11 protein-coding genes are annotated in these 18,845 nt (G+C 65.5%); all 11 read right to left on the bottom strand.

Features of this window, described 5'->3' with window-relative positions:
• Positions 1–9: 9 nt before the first annotated feature.
• Positions 10–333 carry a 50S ribosomal protein L23 gene (gene rplW, locus AC1REM_RS06535; RefSeq protein ID WP_204939148.1) on the bottom strand — a complete coding sequence of 108 codons (324 nt, stop codon included), beginning with the start codon at positions 331–333 and terminating at the stop codon, positions 10–12.
• Positions 330–989, bottom strand: coding sequence for a 50S ribosomal protein L4 (gene rplD, locus AC1REM_RS06530; protein WP_492513909.1), 660 nt, complete (start codon positions 987–989; stop codon positions 330–332). Before rplD ends, rplW begins: the two co-directional genes overlap by 4 nt.
• Positions 990–994: 5 nt before the next feature.
• Positions 995–1,654, bottom strand: a complete 660-nt coding sequence (gene rplC, locus AC1REM_RS06525; RefSeq protein ID WP_204939146.1) for a 50S ribosomal protein L3 — start codon at positions 1,652–1,654, stop codon at positions 995–997.
• An 8-nt stretch (positions 1,655–1,662) separates the two neighbouring features.
• Positions 1,663–1,971 carry a 30S ribosomal protein S10 gene (rpsJ, locus tag AC1REM_RS06520; protein WP_017201594.1) on the bottom strand — a complete coding sequence of 103 codons (309 nt, stop codon included), beginning with the start codon at positions 1,969–1,971 and terminating at the stop codon, positions 1,663–1,665.
• Positions 1,972–2,445: 474 nt separating this feature from the next.
• Positions 2,446–2,670, bottom strand: a complete 225-nt coding sequence (locus AC1REM_RS06515; RefSeq protein ID WP_492513908.1) for a hypothetical protein — start codon at positions 2,668–2,670, stop codon at positions 2,446–2,448.
• A gap of 117 nt (positions 2,671–2,787) precedes the next feature.
• On the bottom strand, positions 2,788–11,757 hold the full coding sequence (locus tag AC1REM_RS06510; RefSeq protein WP_492513907.1) for a hypothetical protein: 8,970 nt from the start codon (positions 11,755–11,757) through the stop codon (positions 2,788–2,790).
• A 352-nt stretch (positions 11,758–12,109) separates the two neighbouring features.
• The gene (tuf, locus tag AC1REM_RS06505) at positions 12,110–13,300 is read right to left on the bottom strand and encodes an elongation factor Tu (RefSeq protein ID WP_204939143.1); all 1,191 of its coding nucleotides are present in this window, start codon (positions 13,298–13,300) and stop codon (positions 12,110–12,112) included.
• Between the two features lie 205 nt (positions 13,301–13,505).
• On the bottom strand, positions 13,506–15,620 hold the full coding sequence (gene fusA, locus AC1REM_RS06500; protein ID WP_492513906.1) for an elongation factor G: 2,115 nt from the start codon (positions 15,618–15,620) through the stop codon (positions 13,506–13,508).
• Positions 15,621–15,719: 99 nt separating this feature from the next.
• Positions 15,720–16,190 (bottom strand): 30S ribosomal protein S7, encoded by a 471-nt coding sequence (gene rpsG, locus AC1REM_RS06495; protein WP_204939141.1) that lies wholly within the window; start codon positions 16,188–16,190, stop codon positions 15,720–15,722.
• Positions 16,191–16,195: 5 nt separating this feature from the next.
• Positions 16,196–16,564, bottom strand: a complete 369-nt coding sequence (rpsL, locus tag AC1REM_RS06490; RefSeq protein WP_036318318.1) for a 30S ribosomal protein S12 — start codon at positions 16,562–16,564, stop codon at positions 16,196–16,198.
• A 193-nt stretch (positions 16,565–16,757) separates the two neighbouring features.
• Positions 16,758–18,785, bottom strand: a complete 2,028-nt coding sequence (locus AC1REM_RS06485) for a S1 family peptidase (RefSeq protein ID WP_492513905.1) — start codon at positions 18,783–18,785, stop codon at positions 16,758–16,760.
• Between the last annotated feature and the right edge of the window lie 60 nt (positions 18,786–18,845).

Here is an 18,845-nt window from a genome sequence, read left to right as displayed (position 1 = left end):
ATCCCCCGGTCAGCCGACTGCCGTGAAGATGTCGATGGTGCCCGACTTCAGGGTCACGATGGCGCGCTTGGTGTCCTTGCGCTTTCCCGTGCCGAAGCGAGTGCGGCGGGCCTTGCCGACGCGGTTGATCGTGTTGACCGCAGCAACCTTGACGCCGAAGATCTTCTCGATGGCGAGCTTGATCTCGGTCTTCGAAGCGCGCGGGTCCACCAGGAAGGTGTACTTGCCTTCATCGATGAGACCGTAGCTCTTCTCGGAGACGACCGGCTTCAGGATGATGTCGCGCGGGTCCTTGTTGCTCGCGGCTGCGAGGACGTTGTCCTGTGCGCTCATGCCGAGACCTCCTCGATGGTGCCGGTCTTCGCGGCGACGAACGCCTCGAAAGCGGGCTTGGTGAAGACGATGTCGTCAGCGACGAGCACGTCGTATGCGTTGAGCTGGTCGACGTACAGCAGGTGAACGCCAGCAAGGTTGCGGATGCTCAGAGCGCTGTTGTCGTCCGTACGGTCGATCACGACGAGCGCCGTCTTACCCGGCAGAGCCGAGAGGTGCGCAGCCGCGACCTTGGTCGAGGGCTTGTCCTCGAGACCGAAGGACTCGACGACGTGCAGGCGCTGGCCGCGGAAGCGGTCGCTGAGCGCGCCCAGGAGGGCGGCAGCGATCATCTTCTTGGGGGTGCGCTGCGAGTAGTCGCGCGGCTTCGGGCCGTGGACGATGCCACCACCGGTCATGTGCGGTGCACGGATCGAGCCCTGACGAGCGTTACCCGTGCCCTTCTGCTTGAACGGCTTGCGGCCTGCACCGGAGACCTCACCGCGACGCTTGGTCGAGTGGGTGCCCTGGCGTGCGGCAGCGAGCTGCGCGACGACGACCTGGTGGATCAGCGGGACGTTGGTCTTGACATCGAAGAGGCCTGCGGGAGCGTCGACCGTGCCGGTCTTCTTCGCGCTGGCGCCGATGACGTCGAGAGTGAGAGTCGTGTCAGCCATGAGACTTAGGCACCCTTCACTGCGTTACGGACGAAAACGATGCGGCCGCGTGCACCGGGGACCGCGCCCTTGACGAGCATGAGTCCCTTCTCGGTGTCGATGGCGTGCACCGTCAGGTTGAGCACGGTCACGCGCTCTCCACCCATACGGCCAGCCATACGCATGCCCTTGAAAACACGGCTCGGCGTCGACGATGCGCCGATGGAGCCGGGCTTGCGGTGGTTGCGGTGTGCACCGTGCGAAGCGCTGACACCAGCGAAGTTGTGGCGCTTCATGACACCCGCGGTGCCCTTACCCTTGCTCGTGCCGACGACGTCGACGAGCTGGCCGGCCTCGAAAAGGCCGTCAACCGTGAGCTCCTGGCCGAGCGTGTAGTCATCGGCGTCCGCGGTGCGGATCTCGGTGACGTGACGACGCGGCGTGACGCCTGCGGCCTCGAAGTGAGCGGTGAGGGGCTTGTTGACCTTGCGGGGGTCGATCTGTCCCGCAGCGATCTGAACAGCCTTGTAGCCGTCCTTCTCGATGGTGCGGAGCTGGGTGACCACGTTGGGCGCAAGCTCGATGACGGTGACGGGAACGAGCTTGCCGTTCTCGTTCCACACCTGCGTCATGCCGAGCTTCGTGCCCAGCATGCCCTTGGAAATCTTCTCGTTGATGGTAGCCATGTCGAACCTCAGAGCTTGATCTCGATGTTGACATCGGCCGGCAGGTCGAGACGCATCAGCGAGTCGACAGCCTTCGGCGTCGGGTCGACGATGTCGATCAGACGCTTGTGGGTGCGCATCTCGAAGTGCTCGCGGCTGTCCTTGTACTTGTGCGGCGACCGGATGACGCACACGACGTTCTTCTCGGTCGGAAGCGGCACGGGGCCGACGACGGTCGCGCCCGCACGGGTCACGGTGTCGACGATTTTGCGCGCCGACGTGTCGATGACCTCGTGGTCATACGACTTCAGGCGAATGCGGATCTTCTGTCCCGCCATTGTCTGCTCATCTTTCTTTAAAGCGTCTTACCGTCCCGACCCAGGTGGATCGGGGGCATTGGACGCACCACAGCGTGTTTCACGCCTGGCACCGGACCGGCTCTGCGAGTCGATCTGCTGCACCACTGTTCTTCTGTCAGCCCGCTGCCCGAGGGCGAACGGATGCCGACGCCCGCGCATGCGGGTCTCTCCGGAGAGAGAGTCGGTTGTGTGTTCTGCTACCCGCGGCCTAGATCCCTGCGCTTCGCGCCGTCTATGCACTGCCTGGCAGTGATTCGGCGCACGCAAGCGCAACGCCGAAATGTGGAACCTGTCTATTTTGCCATGCGGATCTGACCCACGCAAACCCGGGCGTGTCGCACTGTTCGGTCGCCCCCGGCGCCCCGTGACATCCGCGTGTTCTCGGGGGAAAAGACGAGGCGGCCCGCTCACGGAGCGGACCGCCTCACACCCACATATCAGCGGGCGAAGAACCTACTCGTTGCCGACGCTCTTGTCGACGTTGTCACGGACCTCGTCGATCTTGTCTGCGGCGTCAGGAGCGATCTTCTTGGCGAGGTCGGAAAGGCCGTCGAGAACCTTGTCGCTGATGCCCTCGGCCTGCTCGCTCTTGAGCGCACCCTCGATGTTGTCCTTGTTCTGCTCAAGGAAGTCTTTGCCCTTGTTGATTGCGTCGTTGACCGAGTCTCCAATGCCCATGGAGTCCCCCTTCGTTTGCGTGTGCGCCAGCGGTCGTGGCCTGCCCCCATTCTGCACAAAGGAACCGCCCCCGGGGAAGGATCACTTCTCCCGGGGGCGGTTCGCGTCAGGCGGAGGCTACTGCGCCGACTCCAGGTCGCGGCCCCGTCGTGCGATCACGACGCCCGCTGCTCCCAGCAGCGTCAGCACCAGCCCGAGGATGATGATGTTCGCTGCGATCTCACCGCCCGTGAGCGCGAGCGGGTCAGCGGCCTTGACCTCGACGGTCACGCTGTCGGTGAGCTCCGCGTCCGGCGTCTGCGTCGTCGGGGACTGCACCGTCGCCGTGTTCTCGACCTTCGGGTACGCCCCCTGTCCGACGTTCACCTCAAGAGTGAGCACCACTTCCTCACCGACGGCGAGAGTGTCCGGGAGCGTCCAGGTGACGGTCTGCCCGGCGACCGAGACACCTGCATCCGGAGAGCCGGCGAAGGTCAGGCCATTTGGCAGGACGTCGGTCACCGTGATCGGGCCCGGGTCTTCGGTCGGACCGTCATTGCGCACCGTGATCGAATAGGTGCCGGTCTTGCCGACCTGGAACGTTCCGACTGCGGTCTTGGTGACCTTCAGCGTGGCCAGGGGAGGCACCGGAGTCGTCACGGTCGACGTGTTGTCGTCGAGCGTCTCGGGAAGCTCCGGCGTGGTCGAACCCACCGTCGCCGTGTTCGAGACCTCGTCGTACGCCGTCGGGAGGACACGCACCTCGATCGTGATCACCGCAGCGTCGTCTCCTGCCGCGAGCTCATCGAGCGTGCAGCTGACCTGCCCTGTCGCGATGTCCGCCACGCAGTTCCATCCGGTTCCCGATGCGCCCACGAGCTCCAGCGAGTCCGGAAGGTGATCTTCGACCACGATCCCCCGTGCCGTGGACGGGCCCTTGTTGTGAACCAGCAGCTCGTACGTCGCCGTCTCGCCGATCACTGTCGGGCCGGTGGCCGATTTGGTGATCATGAGGTCGACGAGCGCGTCGACGGTGACATCAGCCGTGTCGGTGTCGTTCGACGGATCGGGGTCGGGCGTCCCGGAGGTCACCGTCGCCGTGTTCGTGAGCACCGCACCGGGCATGACATCGGAGTCCACCTGCACGTCGAACAGGATGGTCGCGGTCGCACCGCTCGCAAGTCCCGCCGTGCTCGGGTCACGCGTGAACGTCACCTGCTGCGTGCCGTCCATCGCGGGAGCCGCGGGCGAAGCCGTCCACCCGGTTGCCCCGACCAGCGCAACGAAACTGATGCCGGCGGGCAGCGTGTCGACGACCGTCAACGGCGCAACCGCATCGCTCGATCCGTTGTTGCTCACCACGATCTGGTAGCGCGACGTGGCGCCCGCCGTGACGTGGGTGATCTCGTTCCCGGCGTCATCCACTGCGGTCTTCACGAGCGCAAGGTCGGCCTGCGTCGTGACCGTGATGTCGGCCGGGTCGGACTCGCTGTGCGGACCATCGGTGTCGGTCCACTGCAGCGTCGCCGTGTTCACGAGGTTCGTCCCCGTCGCGACGTTGGGGGCGATGGCAGCGACAACGGTGATCGTGCTCGTGCCCACCGGATGCGCAGGATACTCGCACGGTGCCGCTGTGCCGTCGCATGCCCATCCGGGACCGTCGATCGATACGGCCGTGAGGCCCGTCGGAAGCACGTCGGTGACCGTCGCATCTGCAACAGAGGGACCGTTGTTGGTCACCGTGATGGTGTACGTCACGTTCGTCCCTGCGATCCACGGACCCGCTGCGACGTCCTTGACGATCGACATGTCTGCCCTCGTCTCGATCGTCACCGGCTCCGTGTCGGTGTTGTTCGTCGGGTCGCTGTCTTCCGGACCACTGACCGTCGCGGTGTTCGTGAGCACCTGAGCGCCGACGGTCGATGCGATGTCGACGAGCAATTCGATCACGAGCGTGTCACCCACGGCGAGAGGATCTCCGTCGGTGACGTTCGACCAGGTCAGCACTCCGCTGGCGTCACTGGGCGACGCGGCAGCCGACGTGCCGTCGTACGTGATCTCCGAGGAGACGTACGACATACCCGCAGGCAGCGCATCGGTCACGTTGATCGGCGCCGAGGAGATGCTCGGACCGTTGTTGGTGACGACGAGACGGTAGCTCAGCTGCGTTCCCGCAGTGGCCGTCGCGTTCGTGACGGGGTCACCCGCGGCATCCAGCACCGACTTCACGATGCTGAGATCCGCCTGACGCTGGGTCGAGTTGGAATCGTCGTCCGTCGGTGTGTTCGTCGAGTTCTCCGCCGACGCCGTCACAGTATTCACCAGCACCGTGCCCGCCGTCATGCTGTCGTCCACACCGTAGGTGACGATGAACGATGCCGAATCGAGCGCGAGCAGCGTGCCGCCCAGGGAGAGGCGATCTCCTGTGCCAGGTGCCGCCACGACCGAGTGCGTCCACGTTCCGACCTCGTCAGCGACGCGGGCATAGGTGAACTCCGCGGGCGGCGCGTCGACGATCGAGACCTGGCGTGCATCAGCGGGACCGTTGTTGCTGACGGTCACGCGGTAGCTCGCCTCCCCACCGGCGATGATGTCGGGAAGAGCGCTGCCCAGCTGGGCGGCGTCCTTCCATGCACCCTCGTGGAAGACGACACGCGTCTTCGTGATGCCGAGGGTGGTCTCGTCGCCAGGGGTCACGACGACAGTGCTCTCGTTGTTGTCCGGGTCAGGATCCGGCGTCACCCCGGGGGTCACCGTTGCGGTGTTGGAGATAGCTCCGCCCGTCCAGGCGGAGTCGACCGTGCCCGCCAGGGCGAAGTTGACGACGGCACCGACGCTGAGACTCGTTCCCGTGAACGTCCAGGTGATCGTGTCACCGGCGGATGCAGGCCAACCGTCGCTCGCGGCGACCGTCCACTGCGGCGTCGCCGCGGGCTCCGCGACTCCTGCGACGCCGGGCTGGATCACATCGGTGACGACGATCGGCTTCGCCGTGGTCGACTCAGAGATCGACGGGCCACGGTTCGTGAGCGAGATGCCCCAGGACAGCGGTGCGCCGGCCGTGGGATCCGTCGTGGGCGTGCTCTTGAGGATCGCGAGGTCCGCCTGCGGGTTCAGCGACTTCGACGCGTCATCCTCGTTGTCCCTGTCGATATCGGTCTGAGTCTCGTAGGTGCGGCCGATGACACTCGCGGTGTTCTCCGCCGTGCCCGTCGCGCCCGCCACGATCGTGACGTCTGCGACGAGCTCGATCCGGTCGGACTGGTCAGCCGCGAGCACGAGACCGGCGTCACCGACGACGTACGGCGATGCGGGAGTTCCCGCTCCGCTGAGCGTCAGAGCCGTTCCATTCGTGTCTGCCGCGCTGGAGTAGTAGCGCGCGGTGAACGAACCGGTCGTCACACCCGTCGGAAGCGTCGGAGTATCGATGACCGTGAACGGTCCGTGCGCAGCATCCGGTCCCTGGTTGGTGACCGTGATCTGCCACTTCGGCTGCGCGTAGTCTGCGCTCACGGCCTTGCCGGGGATCCATACCCCGCTGGCGCCGCCGATAGCGTCCTTCTCGAGCTTCAGATCGGCGCGCGCGATCTCCGCGTCCGCCGTGCGATCAATGCCCGTGAACGAGCCCGTCGCATTACCGGAGCTCCCGCTCGGGTCCGTCGTCACCGCGGACACCGTGTTGGTGTGCGGGGTGCCAAGACCTGCACCTGCGTCCTGCAGCGCATCGGGCAGAGGCTTGGCCGCGAACTCCACCGTGATCACACGCTTCGCCGGGTTGGACTCAAGCACCGTCCCGCGCAGAGCGGCGGTTGTCGCGTCGCCGAACACCCAGGTGAGCGTCGTACGACCGCCTGCGGTGCCCTCGGTCGGCGCCTGCGATGCGACAGCCACTCCGCCGACCATGATGATCGGCGCAACCGACTCGTCGTACTCCCAGTTCGCCGGAAGCGTGTCGGTGAGGGTGATGGTCTGAGCGTTGCCCTGGCCGTTGTTCGAGGCGGTCAGCTTCCAGCGGAAGGACTCTCCCACGAAGGCCTCGGTCACTCCGCCGACGACGTCCTTACCGAGCGTTACCGCCGGGAAGAGAGGGACGACCTTGGCGTCTGCGACCGAATCCGGCCCGGACGGGGTGTACTCGCGTCCACCGTCGGGGAACGACTCGAGATGCGTGGCGCGCACGGTGTTGGTGAGCGTGGCGCCGCGACCTGTGGCGAGGTTGCCTGCGAGGTGCTCCGCATCCGCGAAGCGCGCACCGTAGGTGAACTCGAGCAGCTGCCCTGCGCCACCGTTGGTGTAGACCGGCAGCGGCCCCGGCACGTCCGTCCATGTGATGGTTCCACCGCCCGTGGTAGCCGATGCGCCGGTCAGCACACCGCCCCCTGTCACAGTGGCGGGGTCGACGATCACGCCACTCGGAACAGTGTCGACGAACGTCATGTTGTAGCCCGCGGTCGTCCCGGTGTTGCGGGCCTGCACGGTGTACGTGAACGTCTTGTTGGAGTGGTCGTGCATCTCGTCGACGCCCTGGACCTTCTTCGCGATCACGATGTTCGGGTTCGCGACCGTGATGGTCGCGTCATCGGTGATCTCTGTGCGCGGGCCCGTCTCACCCTGTGTCCAGCTGACACCGGCCTCGTTCGTGAGGGTCGTCGCGTTCTGCGGGATCGATGTGGTCAGCAAAGCGTCGTACGTGAAGGTCAGCACGCGCTCCTGCGGGCTCGCGAGGATGTCACCTCCCGAGCCGCTGTACGTGCCCTTCCAACGGTTCGACGTCTCCGTCCAGTTCCACGCAGCGTCAGCACCGGAGCCTGATGGTGTCACGCTCACCACAGGCGCGCTGCCGACGAGCGTCACGCCCTGCGGCAGCAGGTCACGGAGTTCGATGTTGTAGTAGTTGATGTTCGCGTGCAACACGACCGACACCTCGTACGAGGCGGTCTCGCCGACGGGTGCAGTCGTCGTCGGCGTGTACGCACCACTGCTGCCGAGGCGAACGCCCTTCGTCAGCTTGAGGGTCGTAGCCGTGATGACCGCGTCGTCCGTCGCCGTGCGCTGGCCGCGACGTGTCGTCGTATCTTCACCGCCGACGGTGGACGGCAGGGTGTAGCCGGTCACAGTCGCGGAGTTGGTGTACGTCTGACCCGCTGCAGCGATATCAGTGATCTGCGCTGTGTACGTGAGGGTGACAGCAGGCAGAATCGCCCCGAGTGCCGTCACCGCGCTGGGCGCCCAGGTGATCGTTCCGCCGTCTCCTGCTGCCACGTCGCCCGTGAAGGTCAGCGCGCTCTGCGGAACGGGGACCGTGGTCGCGCCGACCGTCGCCGTGAACGACGAGAGATCGACGTGCAGTCCTGCAGGAACTGTATCGACGACTCTGTTGTCGAAGCTGATCGGGCGTCCTCCGGCGTTCGAGACGACGATCGAGTAGGTGATGTCCTGGCCGGCGCGCACATCGGAGGACGGGCTCGCCGACTTCGCGATCGACGGCGCCGGCTCGACGTACACGGTCTGGGCCGTGTCGGACTTGACGACGCGTGCGCCACCGTTGACGTTCGTGTGGCTGAACGTCGCCGTGTTGGTCAGCGTCGTGTTGTTGTTCAGATCCCCCACGCGCACGGTGATGCGCACGGAGAAGACCTCTGGGGACGCCGAGGAGTTGGTGTACGTGGCGGGGAACTTCATGGTTCCCGCGTTGTCGGCGCCCACCTTCGCGGGGAAGAGCGTGAAGCCTGCGGTCTCCAGATCGCTCGCCGTCTGCCCACGAGGACCGGAGAACACCGCGGAGCCGGCGACGAACGTGTACGGAGTCGGGCCAAAGTTGCCGTTGTCCGCCAGCACGGCCCCCGAGACGCTGGTGTACGCGGGAATCGTCGCGCTGTACTCGAACGTCGCGTACTCACCCTGGACGATGCGCGTCTGGGTGTTGTTGGCGTCGTTGAGGTTGTTCAGACCGACAGTGCCATCCGCGCCGATGGCTGCGGCGGGGCCGACCTCCGTCGAGACCAGCTTCTTCACCATCGTGGATTGGGGAAGGTGGATCTCTGCGGAGTCATAGGTGTTGGCGTCGCCGACGGCGTGCTCCGACGAGGTCGGCACGCGGGTCGTGAGCTCCTGACCACCGGCCGGCTTCTGCGGAACGAGAGTCGAGGCTCCTCCCCCATTGTTCGGAACGTCGTAGCTGACGATCCCCGCGGTGTTCGTGAAGCTCTGACCGAGCTCGGCCGCGGTGCTCGCCGTCGAGCCGTCCGGCACGGTCAGCGTGTAGCCCAGCGTGAAGCCGCGGGTGACGGGGCTCGTGCCCTTCTCGGATCCGGCGACACTCGCCGTGAAGTTCCAGATGACCACAGAGCGACCCGTGTATGCCGTGCTCAGCTGGATGCCAACGGGCAGGGTGTCGTAGGCCTGCGCCGTGAACGCGCCGGTCGCCGTCTCCGTGCCACCGTCGTAGAGGGCGGCGGTGTAGTTCGAGACATCCGCAGCCTTGACGCCCTTGGGCAGGACATCCCAGATGAGGTAGTCGTCGGTCGTGTTCTGCGGTGCGGTCACGTCGATGCGGTAGATGACCTGATCGCCCTGGACGACCAGCTCGTTGGTGCCGCCCTGGTCGAAGGTCTTGTTCGTGCTCCCACCGGCGTGCGGGTTCGTCTTGATGCCCTTGGTGAGGGTGGGGGTCCAGTCCAGGTCGAAGCCGGCCGAGTCGCGCTGGAAGACGATCTTTCCCTTGACGTTCTCCTGCTGGTACTTCGCGTGGTTGAGGGGACTGTCGATGTCGGTGCTCGAGATGGAGACGCCTGTCACTCGCCCTTCAACGAGGATCGTGATGGCGCTCCCCGCCGGCATGAAGCGCGCGGTGCTGCCGTCGCGGTTCTCGGCACCGAGCTCCCAAGCGATGACGTTTCCGTTCACCTGGGGCACGGGCAGGTAGTCGCCGGGGAAGGCACCGGCACCGTGAGCCACGGGGCTCGTCTGGTCGGAGAATCCAGGAATGCCGGCCCACTGGTACGTCGCGCCGACGTACTCAACGCCCACGGGAATGTAGTCCTCGAGGGTCGCGCCGCGCGTGTCGATGCCGTCGGCGAAATCGATCTGAAGCCGGTACCAGACCGAGTCTCCTGTCGAGAAGGGCTCGCTCGAGCTCTCCTTCCAGTCGCCTGCTGCTGCGGTCGCCGGAGTCTTTCCGCGTTCGAGCACGTCCTTCTGGAGGATGGACGGCGGCGAGGTGATCGTCGCCTCCGAGTCATCGAGCGGGAAGTAATCGCCACCGACCTTGCCGGAGAGCGTGGGGTCACCGGCGATCTCATCGATCGGAGTCGTGGTGCCGGTGATCTTGACGGTGTTCGTGAGCACGTCACCGGAGCTGGTACCACCGTCACTGCCGGTGTAGTCGGGACGCTGCATGAGCGTGTACTGCACACCTGCGTGATCGGTGCCCGCGGGGATGTCGGACGCGGCGAAGACGACCGTGAACGTTCCGTCCGTCGACGAGTACTCGATCGATGTCGCTGTCGCCCCGGTCAGGGTCGAACCGGGTTCCGTGCTCGGATAGTTGCAACGGCTCCCGGGCGTGACGGTCGTGTTCCAGACCCCGGCTGTGACCACGTTGCCGTCCATGAGGAGGGTCGGTGGTGTCGCCTGCGCAGGGAAGGCCGGGCACAGGCCATTCGGGATGACGTCGGTCAGAGTGATGTTCGACGCGTTCACGTACTCGCTCACGCCCACAGAGAGCGTGTAGGTCGCGAGTGTTCCCGTGGCGAAGGCATCGCCGTCGCCGTCCGTGATGACGCTCTTGATCACGCGCAGATCCACGGCGTCCACGGACTCCGTGTCGCGGTCGCTTGTGACCCGCAGCGCCTCGTCCGTCACCGCTCCGGTGTAGGTTCCCTCAGCAACGGCCGCGTTCACCAGCGACTGTGCCTGCGCGGGTGCGTTCGAATCGGTGCTGCCGTGACGCGTCGACGGGCCGGTGTTGTTGTCGAGGTTCGCTGCCTGCGCTCCGGATGCGACGTCCGGCTCCGATCCGGCGGGCCAGAGTACGTTCTCGAAAAGCGGGATACCCGCCTGATAGGTGAAGGTGTAGGTGCCAGCGGTTCCGGGCGTGCCCGGAAGCACCTGTGCGGAGCCACTGGTGATCGGAGGCAGCGTCCAGGTCACCTTGGTGTACACGCCTGCGCCCGAGAGACCGAGAGCGCTCGCCTCGGTCGCGTCCAGCGCCACGGTCTCGACGCTCTCGCCGCTGTGCGTCCAGGTGCCGGGGATCGTGCCCGATGTCGGGTACTCGTCACTGCCCGATGACTGGTCGCCCCCGGCCACGCCGAGGTACTCGAGCCCCGCAGGAAGGTAGTCCGTGACGGTGATGCCGTTGGTCGCGGCCTCGCCGGTCGCGTCGACGGTGATCGTGTATGTCGTGACATTCTCGTGCACGCCTCGGAGCAGCTCGCTCTCGGGGCTCGGCTCGCTCTTGGTGATGCGGAGAGCCTTCACCGGGAGCGCCGTCGGAGAAGTGTCCTGGCCAGGCGCCGAGGTGTGAGAGGTCGTCTTCGCCTTGCTCGGAGAACCGTCGAAAGTGGGCAGACGCGAGGGCTCGCTGCTCGTGTACGCCGAGACCGCGAAGTCGATCTCGGTCCCCACCGGGAACGCCGTCGCATGCGGTCGCACCGTCACGCTCGACGTCACGTCACCGCCGGTCGGGAGGTCGTTGACGTCCGACCACACCCAGAACTGTTGGCCCGCTGGCACCGCGCAGCGGTTGAGGTTGCCAGGCGCAGGAACGAAGCCGAGGGATGCGCAGTCGACGTTGCCGCTTCGCGACGTGTTGGGCAGAACGTCTCCCGCGCGGAAGATCGTCGGCGCTCCGAAGGCGCCACCTGAGACCAGCGAGACGCTGTCAGACACCATCGCCGTAACGCCGAGGTTGAACTGCTTCGGGCCTGTCTCGTTGGAGACCGTGATCTCGAAAGTCGCATCCTCACCCGCGAGGATGAAGTCCTTGCCTGCATTACCCGTGCTGTCCACGGTCACCTGCGGAGTGAACGGCGCAGCAAGCGCCCCCTGGATGCCCAGACCTCCGACGATGAGGCCTGCCGTCAGCAGAGATGCCGTGGCAATCATCGCAGTGATCTTCCGGACACGCTGTTGACGTTTCTGCTTGCGCAGGACTGCACGCATGAGCCATCCCCCTCAGGATGAGCGATGGCGGGTCCATCGCTTCATACGGCTCCGGAAGCGCATGCCGGTGAGCGCGCGACAAGACGCGCAATGGCAAGTTCCCCCGCGCAGGCCCCGATCGGGTAATCGGTGCCGCACAGACTGTGCCCCCAATGGCATGGCTGCAAGAGCCAATCGAGGTCAGCCTATATATCGAAAGCGGGCGGGCGCAAGTCGGCTGCTCCCCAGGGAAGCTCGCCGGGTACGACAAAGGGGCCGAGCCCGAAGGCTCGACCCCTTTGCTGTAAGCAGATGCTTAGGCGAGGATCTTCGTGACCGTGCCGGCGCCGACGGTGCGGCCACCCTCACGGATAGCGAAGCCGAGGCCCTCTTCCATAGCGATCGGCTGGATCAGCTCGACCGTCATGTCGGTGGTGTCGCCAGGCATGACCATCTCGGTGCCCTCGGGCAGCGAGATGACGCCGGTGACGTCCGTGGTACGGAAGTAGAACTGCGGGCGGTAGTTCGTGTAGAACGGGTTGTGACGGCCACCCTCGTCCTTCGAGAGGATGTAGGCGGTGCCCTCGAAGTTGGTGTGCGGCGTAACCGAACCCGGCTTCACGATGACCTGGCCGCGCTCGACGTCCTCACGCTTGGTGCCGCGGAGCAGGAGGCCACAGTTCTCGCCGGCCCATGCCTCGTCGAGCTGCTTGTGGAACATCTCGATACCCGTGACCGTGGTCTTGACGGTCGGGCGCAGGCCGACGATCTCGACCTCCGAGTTGATGGCCAGCGTGCCACGCTCGGCGCGGCCCGTGACGACGGTGCCACGACCGGTGATCGTGAAAACGTCCTCGACAGGCATGAGGAACGGCTTGTCGCGGTCACGCTCCGGCTCCGGAACGCTGTCGTCGACAGCCTGCATCAGGTCGAGAATGGCCTGCGTCCACTTCTCGTCACCCTCAAGAGCCTTGAGAGCCGAGACGCGCACGACGGGAGCGTCCTCGTCGAAGCCCTGGCCGGCGAGCAGCTCACGGACCTCGAGCTCGACGAGCTCCAGGATCTCCTCGTCCTCGACCGCGTCGGACTTGTTCAGTGCGACGAGCAGGTAGGGAACGCCGACCTGCTTCGCGAGCAGAACGTGCTCACGGGTCTGTGCCATCGGGCCGTCGGTGGCGGCGACCACGAGGATCGCGCCGTCCATCTGTGCAGCACCGGTGATCATGTTCTTGACGTAGTCGGCGTGGCCGGGGGCGTCAACGTGCGCGTAGTGGCGCTTCGGGGTCTCGTACTCGATGTGCGAGATGTTGATGGTAATACCGCGCTGGCGCTCCTCGGGAGCCGAGTCGATCGTCGCGAAGTCGCGCTGAACGTTGGTCTCCGACGGGTACTTGTCAGCGAGCACCTTCGAGATTGCTGCCGACAGCGTGGTCTTGCCGTGGTCAACGTGCCCGATGGTACCGATGTTGACGTGCGGCTTGGTCCGCTCGAACTTGGCCTTGGCCACTGGGTCCTCCTCAGGACATCGTGTAGATGTTCCGGGCACTGGTTTGCGACCGGTTCACTACGGTTTGTTTTCTCAGTTTAGTAGAGAGATGAATGTGAAGTTGTGCGATTCCCGGACGGCGGTGATCCACCAGCCGGGGTAGGTGCCCCGGATGCGCCGTCTGCCGAGTGATTCGGCGCCAGACGCATCCGGGGCTCCCGAGGGCTTACTCGCCCTTGGTCTTCTGGATGATCTCGTCAGCCACGTTGCGAGGAACCTCGGCGTAGCTGTCGAACTCCATCGAGTACACGGCGCGACCCGAGGTCTTCGAGCGCAGGTCACCGATGTAGCCGAACATCTCCGACAGCGGCACAGATGCACGGACGATCTTGATGCCGGTGGCATCTTCCATCGACTGGATCTGACCACGACGGGAGTTCAGGTCACCGATGACGTCGCCCATGTACTCCTCCGGGGTACGGACCTCAACGGCCATCAGCGGCTCGAGGATCACCGGGTTGGCCTTACGAGCGGCCTCCTTGAATCCCATGGAGCCGGCGATCTTGAACGCCATTTCGGACGAGTCGACGTCGTGCGCCGCACCATCGACGATGGTGGCCTTGACGCCCACCATCGGGTAGCCGGCGAGGACGCCGACGTTCATCGCGTCCTGGAAACCAGCGTCGATCGAGCCGATGTACTCGCGCGGGATGCGACCACCGGTGACGGCGTTCACGAACTCGTAGGTCTTGTCCGAGTCGAGCTCGAGAGGCTCGATGTTGAACTGGATCTTCGCGAACTGACCCGAACCACCGGTCTGCTTCTTGTGCGTGTAGTCGTGCTTCTCGACGGCCTTGCGGATGGTCTCGCGGTACGCCACCTGGGGCTTGCCGACGTTGGCCTCGACCTTGAACTCGCGCTTCATGCGGTCGACGAGGATGTCGAGGTGCAGCTCGCCCATGCCCTTGATGGTCGTCTGACCGGTCTCGGGGTTGAGCTCCGTGCGGAACGTCGGGTCTTCTTCAGCGAGCTTCTGGATCGCGGTGCCCAGCTTCTCCTGGTCAGCCTTGGTCTTCGGCTCGATCGCGACCTCGATGACCGGCTCGGGGAACGTCATCGACTCGAGGACGACGGGCTGCGCGATGTCGGTCAGGGTGTCACCGGTGGTGGTGTCCTTCAGACCGATGACGGCGTAGATGTTGCCCGCGGTGACCGAGTCGACCGGGTTCTCCTTGTTGGCGTGCATCTGGAAGATCTTTCCGATGCGCTCCTTCTTGCCCTTGGTCGAGTTCAGCACGGCCGAACCCGAGTCGAGGTGACCCGAGTAGACGCGCACGTAGGTGAGGCGACCGAAGAACGGGTGCACGGCGACCTTGAACGCGAGAGCAGCGAAGGGGTCGTCCGCCGAGGGGCGACGCTCGATGATCGTGTCGTAGTCCTTCGGGTCGTGTGCCTCGATGGCACCGACGTCGAGGGGGTTCGGCAGGTAGTCCACAACCGCGTCGAGCATGGGCTGCACGCCACGGTTCTTGAACGCCGAGCCACACAGGACCGGGTAGATCTCGGAGGCGACGACCATCTTGCGGATGGCGCCCTTGATCTCTGCGACCGTGAGCTCTTCGCCACCGAAGAACTTCTCGAGCAGCGCGTCGTCGGTCTCGGCGACGGTCTCGAGCAGCGCCTGACGGTACTCGGCGGCCTTCTCGACGAGGTCGGCAGGAATCTCCTGCACCTCGTAGGAGGCACCCATCGTCACGTCACCCTTCGAGTCACCAGCCCAGACGAGCGCACGCATCTCGACGAGGTCGACGACACCGATGAAGTCGTTCTCCGCACCGATCGGCAGCTGGATAACGAGCGGACGTGCACCGAGGCGCTTCACAATCGTGTCGACCGTGAAGTAGAAGTCGGCGCCGAGCTTGTCCATCTTGTTGACGAAGCAGATACGCGGGACGTTGTACTTGTCAGCCTGACGCCACACGGTCTCGGACTGGGGCTCGACGCCCTCCTTGCCGTCGAACACGGCGACAGCACCGTCGAGGACGCGGAGCGAACGCTCCACCTCGACCGTGAAGTCCACGTGACCGGGGGTGTCGATGATGTTGATCTGGTTCTTGTTCCAGAAGCAGGTCACGGCGGCCGACGTGATCGTGATGCCGCGCTCCTTCTCCTGCTCCATCCAGTCGGTCGTGGCGCCACCGTCGTGGGTTTCACCGAGCTTGTGGTTGACACCCGTGTAGAACAGGATGCGCTCGGTGGTGGTGGTCTTTCCGGCGTCGATGTGCGCCATGATGCCGATGTTGCGGACCTTGCTCAGGTCGGTGAGCACGTCTTGTGCCACGGGCGTTTCCTTATCTGCTGTGCGGTCGCGATGCGACGCGTGCGAAGAATGTGGGTGCCGGTTCCGCACCCCCGAAAGGGTGCGGAACCGGCATCGCTGTTACCAGCGGTAGTGTGCGAACGCGCGGTTCGACTCGGCCATCTTGTGGGTGTCTTCACGGCGCTTCACCGCGGCACCGAGGCCGTTCGAGGCATCCAGGATCTCGTTCTGGAGGCGCTCGGTCATGGTCTTCTCACGACGGCTCTTCGCGTAGCTCACGAGCCAGCGAAGTGCGAGCGTGTTGGCACGGTGAGGCTTGACCTCAACCGGAACCTGGTACGTCGAACCACCGACGCGGCGGCTGCGAACCTCAAGAGTGGGGCGCACGTTGTCGAGCGCCTTCTTGAGGGTGGCGACGGCGTCCTGGCCGTTCTTCGCCTCGACACCGCGGAGGGCGCCGTAGACGATCGACTCTGCGAGCGACTTCTTGCCGTCGACAAGGATCTTGTTGACGAGCGAGGTGACGATCGGAGCGCCGTATACCGGGTCGTTGACGACGGGACGCTTGGGGGCTGGACCCTTACGAGGCATTGGTCTTAACCCTTCTTCGCGCCGTAGCGGCTACGAGCCTGCTTACGGTTCTTGACTGCCTGGGTGTCGAGCGCACCACGGACGATCTTGTAGCGGACACCGGGGAGGTCCTTCACACGACCACCACGGACGAGCACCAGCGAGTGCTCCTGAAGGTTGTGACCTTCACCCGGGATGTATGCGGTGACCTCAGTGCCGTTACGGAGCTTCACACGAGCGACCTTGCGCATCGCCGAGTTCGGCTTCTTCGGGGTGGTGGTGTACACACGGGTGCATACGCCGGCCTGCTGCGGGTTCGACTTCAGAGCCGGAGCCTTGGTCTTGGTGACCTTCGGCGTGCGTCCCTTGCGAACCAACTGCTGAATAGTTGGCACGTTCTCTCCTTGTTGTGCTGCACGGTGACAGCGTGATGGGTTTCACATCATGACCCGCCAGCGCAACGGAACCGCTGCGCTGTTGTGACGGGTATGCCGTGGAGGCTGACCGACGAGTGTCGGAGCCCAAAGGGTGTGGGCGCGTCAAGACACACCCACACCCGATCAATGGTAATGCGACGTAACCTGACGGTCAAATGCGCGTAGCACGCCTCCGAGCGATCAGCAGCAGCGCGCCCGCCACCAGAACCAGCGCGCCGCCGATGGCGGTCGGAGCGGCAGCGGATGCCAGGTCCATACCGGTCGCGGGGAGCGAGCCCGGCGTCGAGCCAGCACCGTCACCGCCGCCTGCAGGAGGTGCGGCGATGGTGAACGATGCGCGAAGCGTTGCGCTCGACACACCGTCGATCGTCTGCACGACCGTGATCTCGTGTGCTCCGACCGCCAGCGCACCGGGAATCGGAACCGACCACGCCGCGTCCGCCGCGAGTGCGCGGGCGTTCGCTGCGGCCGCTGCGAACTTCACGCCGTCGAGTTGCTTGCCGTCAAGAGTGACGACCACCGTCGCACCCGGCAACGCCGTGCCCGTGATCTCGGTCGGAGCTGTCGTGTACGTCGTTCCCGCCGTGGGGCTCGTCAGCGCAGCGAAGACGGGGATGACGGACAGGTCGATCGACGTCGCCGCGGTGACGTCGAAGATGTCCTGAGTCGCGGTCACGGTTGCCGGGCCGTAACCGAGCACTGCCGTCACCGACCATGCGCCGTTCGCGTCGACCGTCGTCGTGCCAGAAGCCGCACCGGAGAGCGTGATGGTGGCGGACGGGGCACCGATGCCGCTGAACGTGACAGCGGTTCCGGTCACGACCGCGCCGTTCGCGGGCGCGGTGATCAGCGGCTGCACGACGAGATCGCCGTCGACGGTGATCGTCGTCGAGACGGTGTCGGACACGTTGAAGCCGTCGTCGATCACGGCGAGATCGTACGCGTGGGGTCCCTCGGCGGTCGGCGCGCGGAAGCTCCACGTTCCGTCGGCAGCAATGGGGAGCTCCGTGGTGGACGAGCCCAGTGTCACGCGCAGGGTGAGACCCGCCGGGCCCGTGCCGTGCACGATGCCGTTCGGCGCGACGGCGAGGTCGGAGGTGACGACCGGCTCTGCCAGGTCGAGCATGACCGTGTAGCCGCCGGTCAGGCGCAGACCGTTCTGCAGGTCGGTGGCGAAGCTCATGCCGCCGCCACCGCCGGAGAGCACACCCACCGCGGTCGTGCCGCGCATGTAGGCCCCGCCGGAGTCGCCGGGGCGTGTGTCAGCGTCGGTCCAGAAGCCGTAGACCCAGTGGCAGTTGGTCGGAACAGGAGTCACGACCTCGCAGACGCGGGTCCATGACTTGTCTTCGATGACCTCAGCGCCGGGCGCCCCTGTGACGTCGCCGGTCGTGGTGCCGGTCGAGCGTCCGCTGCGGGTGATCTGGTCGCCCACCTGCACGGTGCCGACCGCAGTCACGGGCGTGCCAGACAGAGAGAGGTCTTCGCTCTCCCAGCTTGTCCAGTCCGTGACGAGCGGACGAAGGCGCAGGTCGGAGTTGGTGACGGCGATCGCCGCGATGTCGGTGCTGTCGAGATCGCCGTGGCCACCTTCGCTGCCGCCGGGGCCACCCCACTGCGAGAACGCCATGGTGCCGACACTGTCGAGGATCATGGGACTGTACCGCGGCTCGAATTCCGGGTAGTAGGGGGCGTCGTCCTCGCTCGGCAGGGTGCGCTCGATCGTCGCGCCTGCCGGGCCGCAGTGCCCAGCGGTGATGATCGCAGGGTCGCCGGTGGGCGACCAGCCGCTGAATCCGAAGGAGCAGACACTGGCACGGTTGACTGCGTAGCCAGCACCGCCGACGACGTCGTCGATCGCGTACGCCTGCGCAACGGGACGGTCCTTGAGCACGACGTTCTCGTACCCCTGCAGCTGGGCGACCGTGGTCTCCGCGAGGGTTCCCTCGACGGCGGCGACGACGACGTTGCCGTTGCCGTCCTGGCTCACAGCGGTGACCGCGGCGTCTTCTGCGATCAGCTCCTGAACGAAGGCCTGGTAGCCCGCATCGTCCGTCGGCGCGACCTCGGTCGCTCCCTGCGCTGATGCCGCGAGTGGCGTGAGCACCACACCGCTCGCCGTCAGAGCCAGTGCGGCCAGTGCCGCCCCCGCTGCGCGTACCTGCTTTGTACTCTTCACAGATTGTTCCCCACCGTTGACATGAACATTTTCGTGGCGATTTCACACACGACGCGACCA

The organism is Microbacterium sp. GW823-FHT02G05, assembly GCF_058797175.1.
This window is presented reverse-complemented; position numbering and strand designations above follow the sequence as displayed.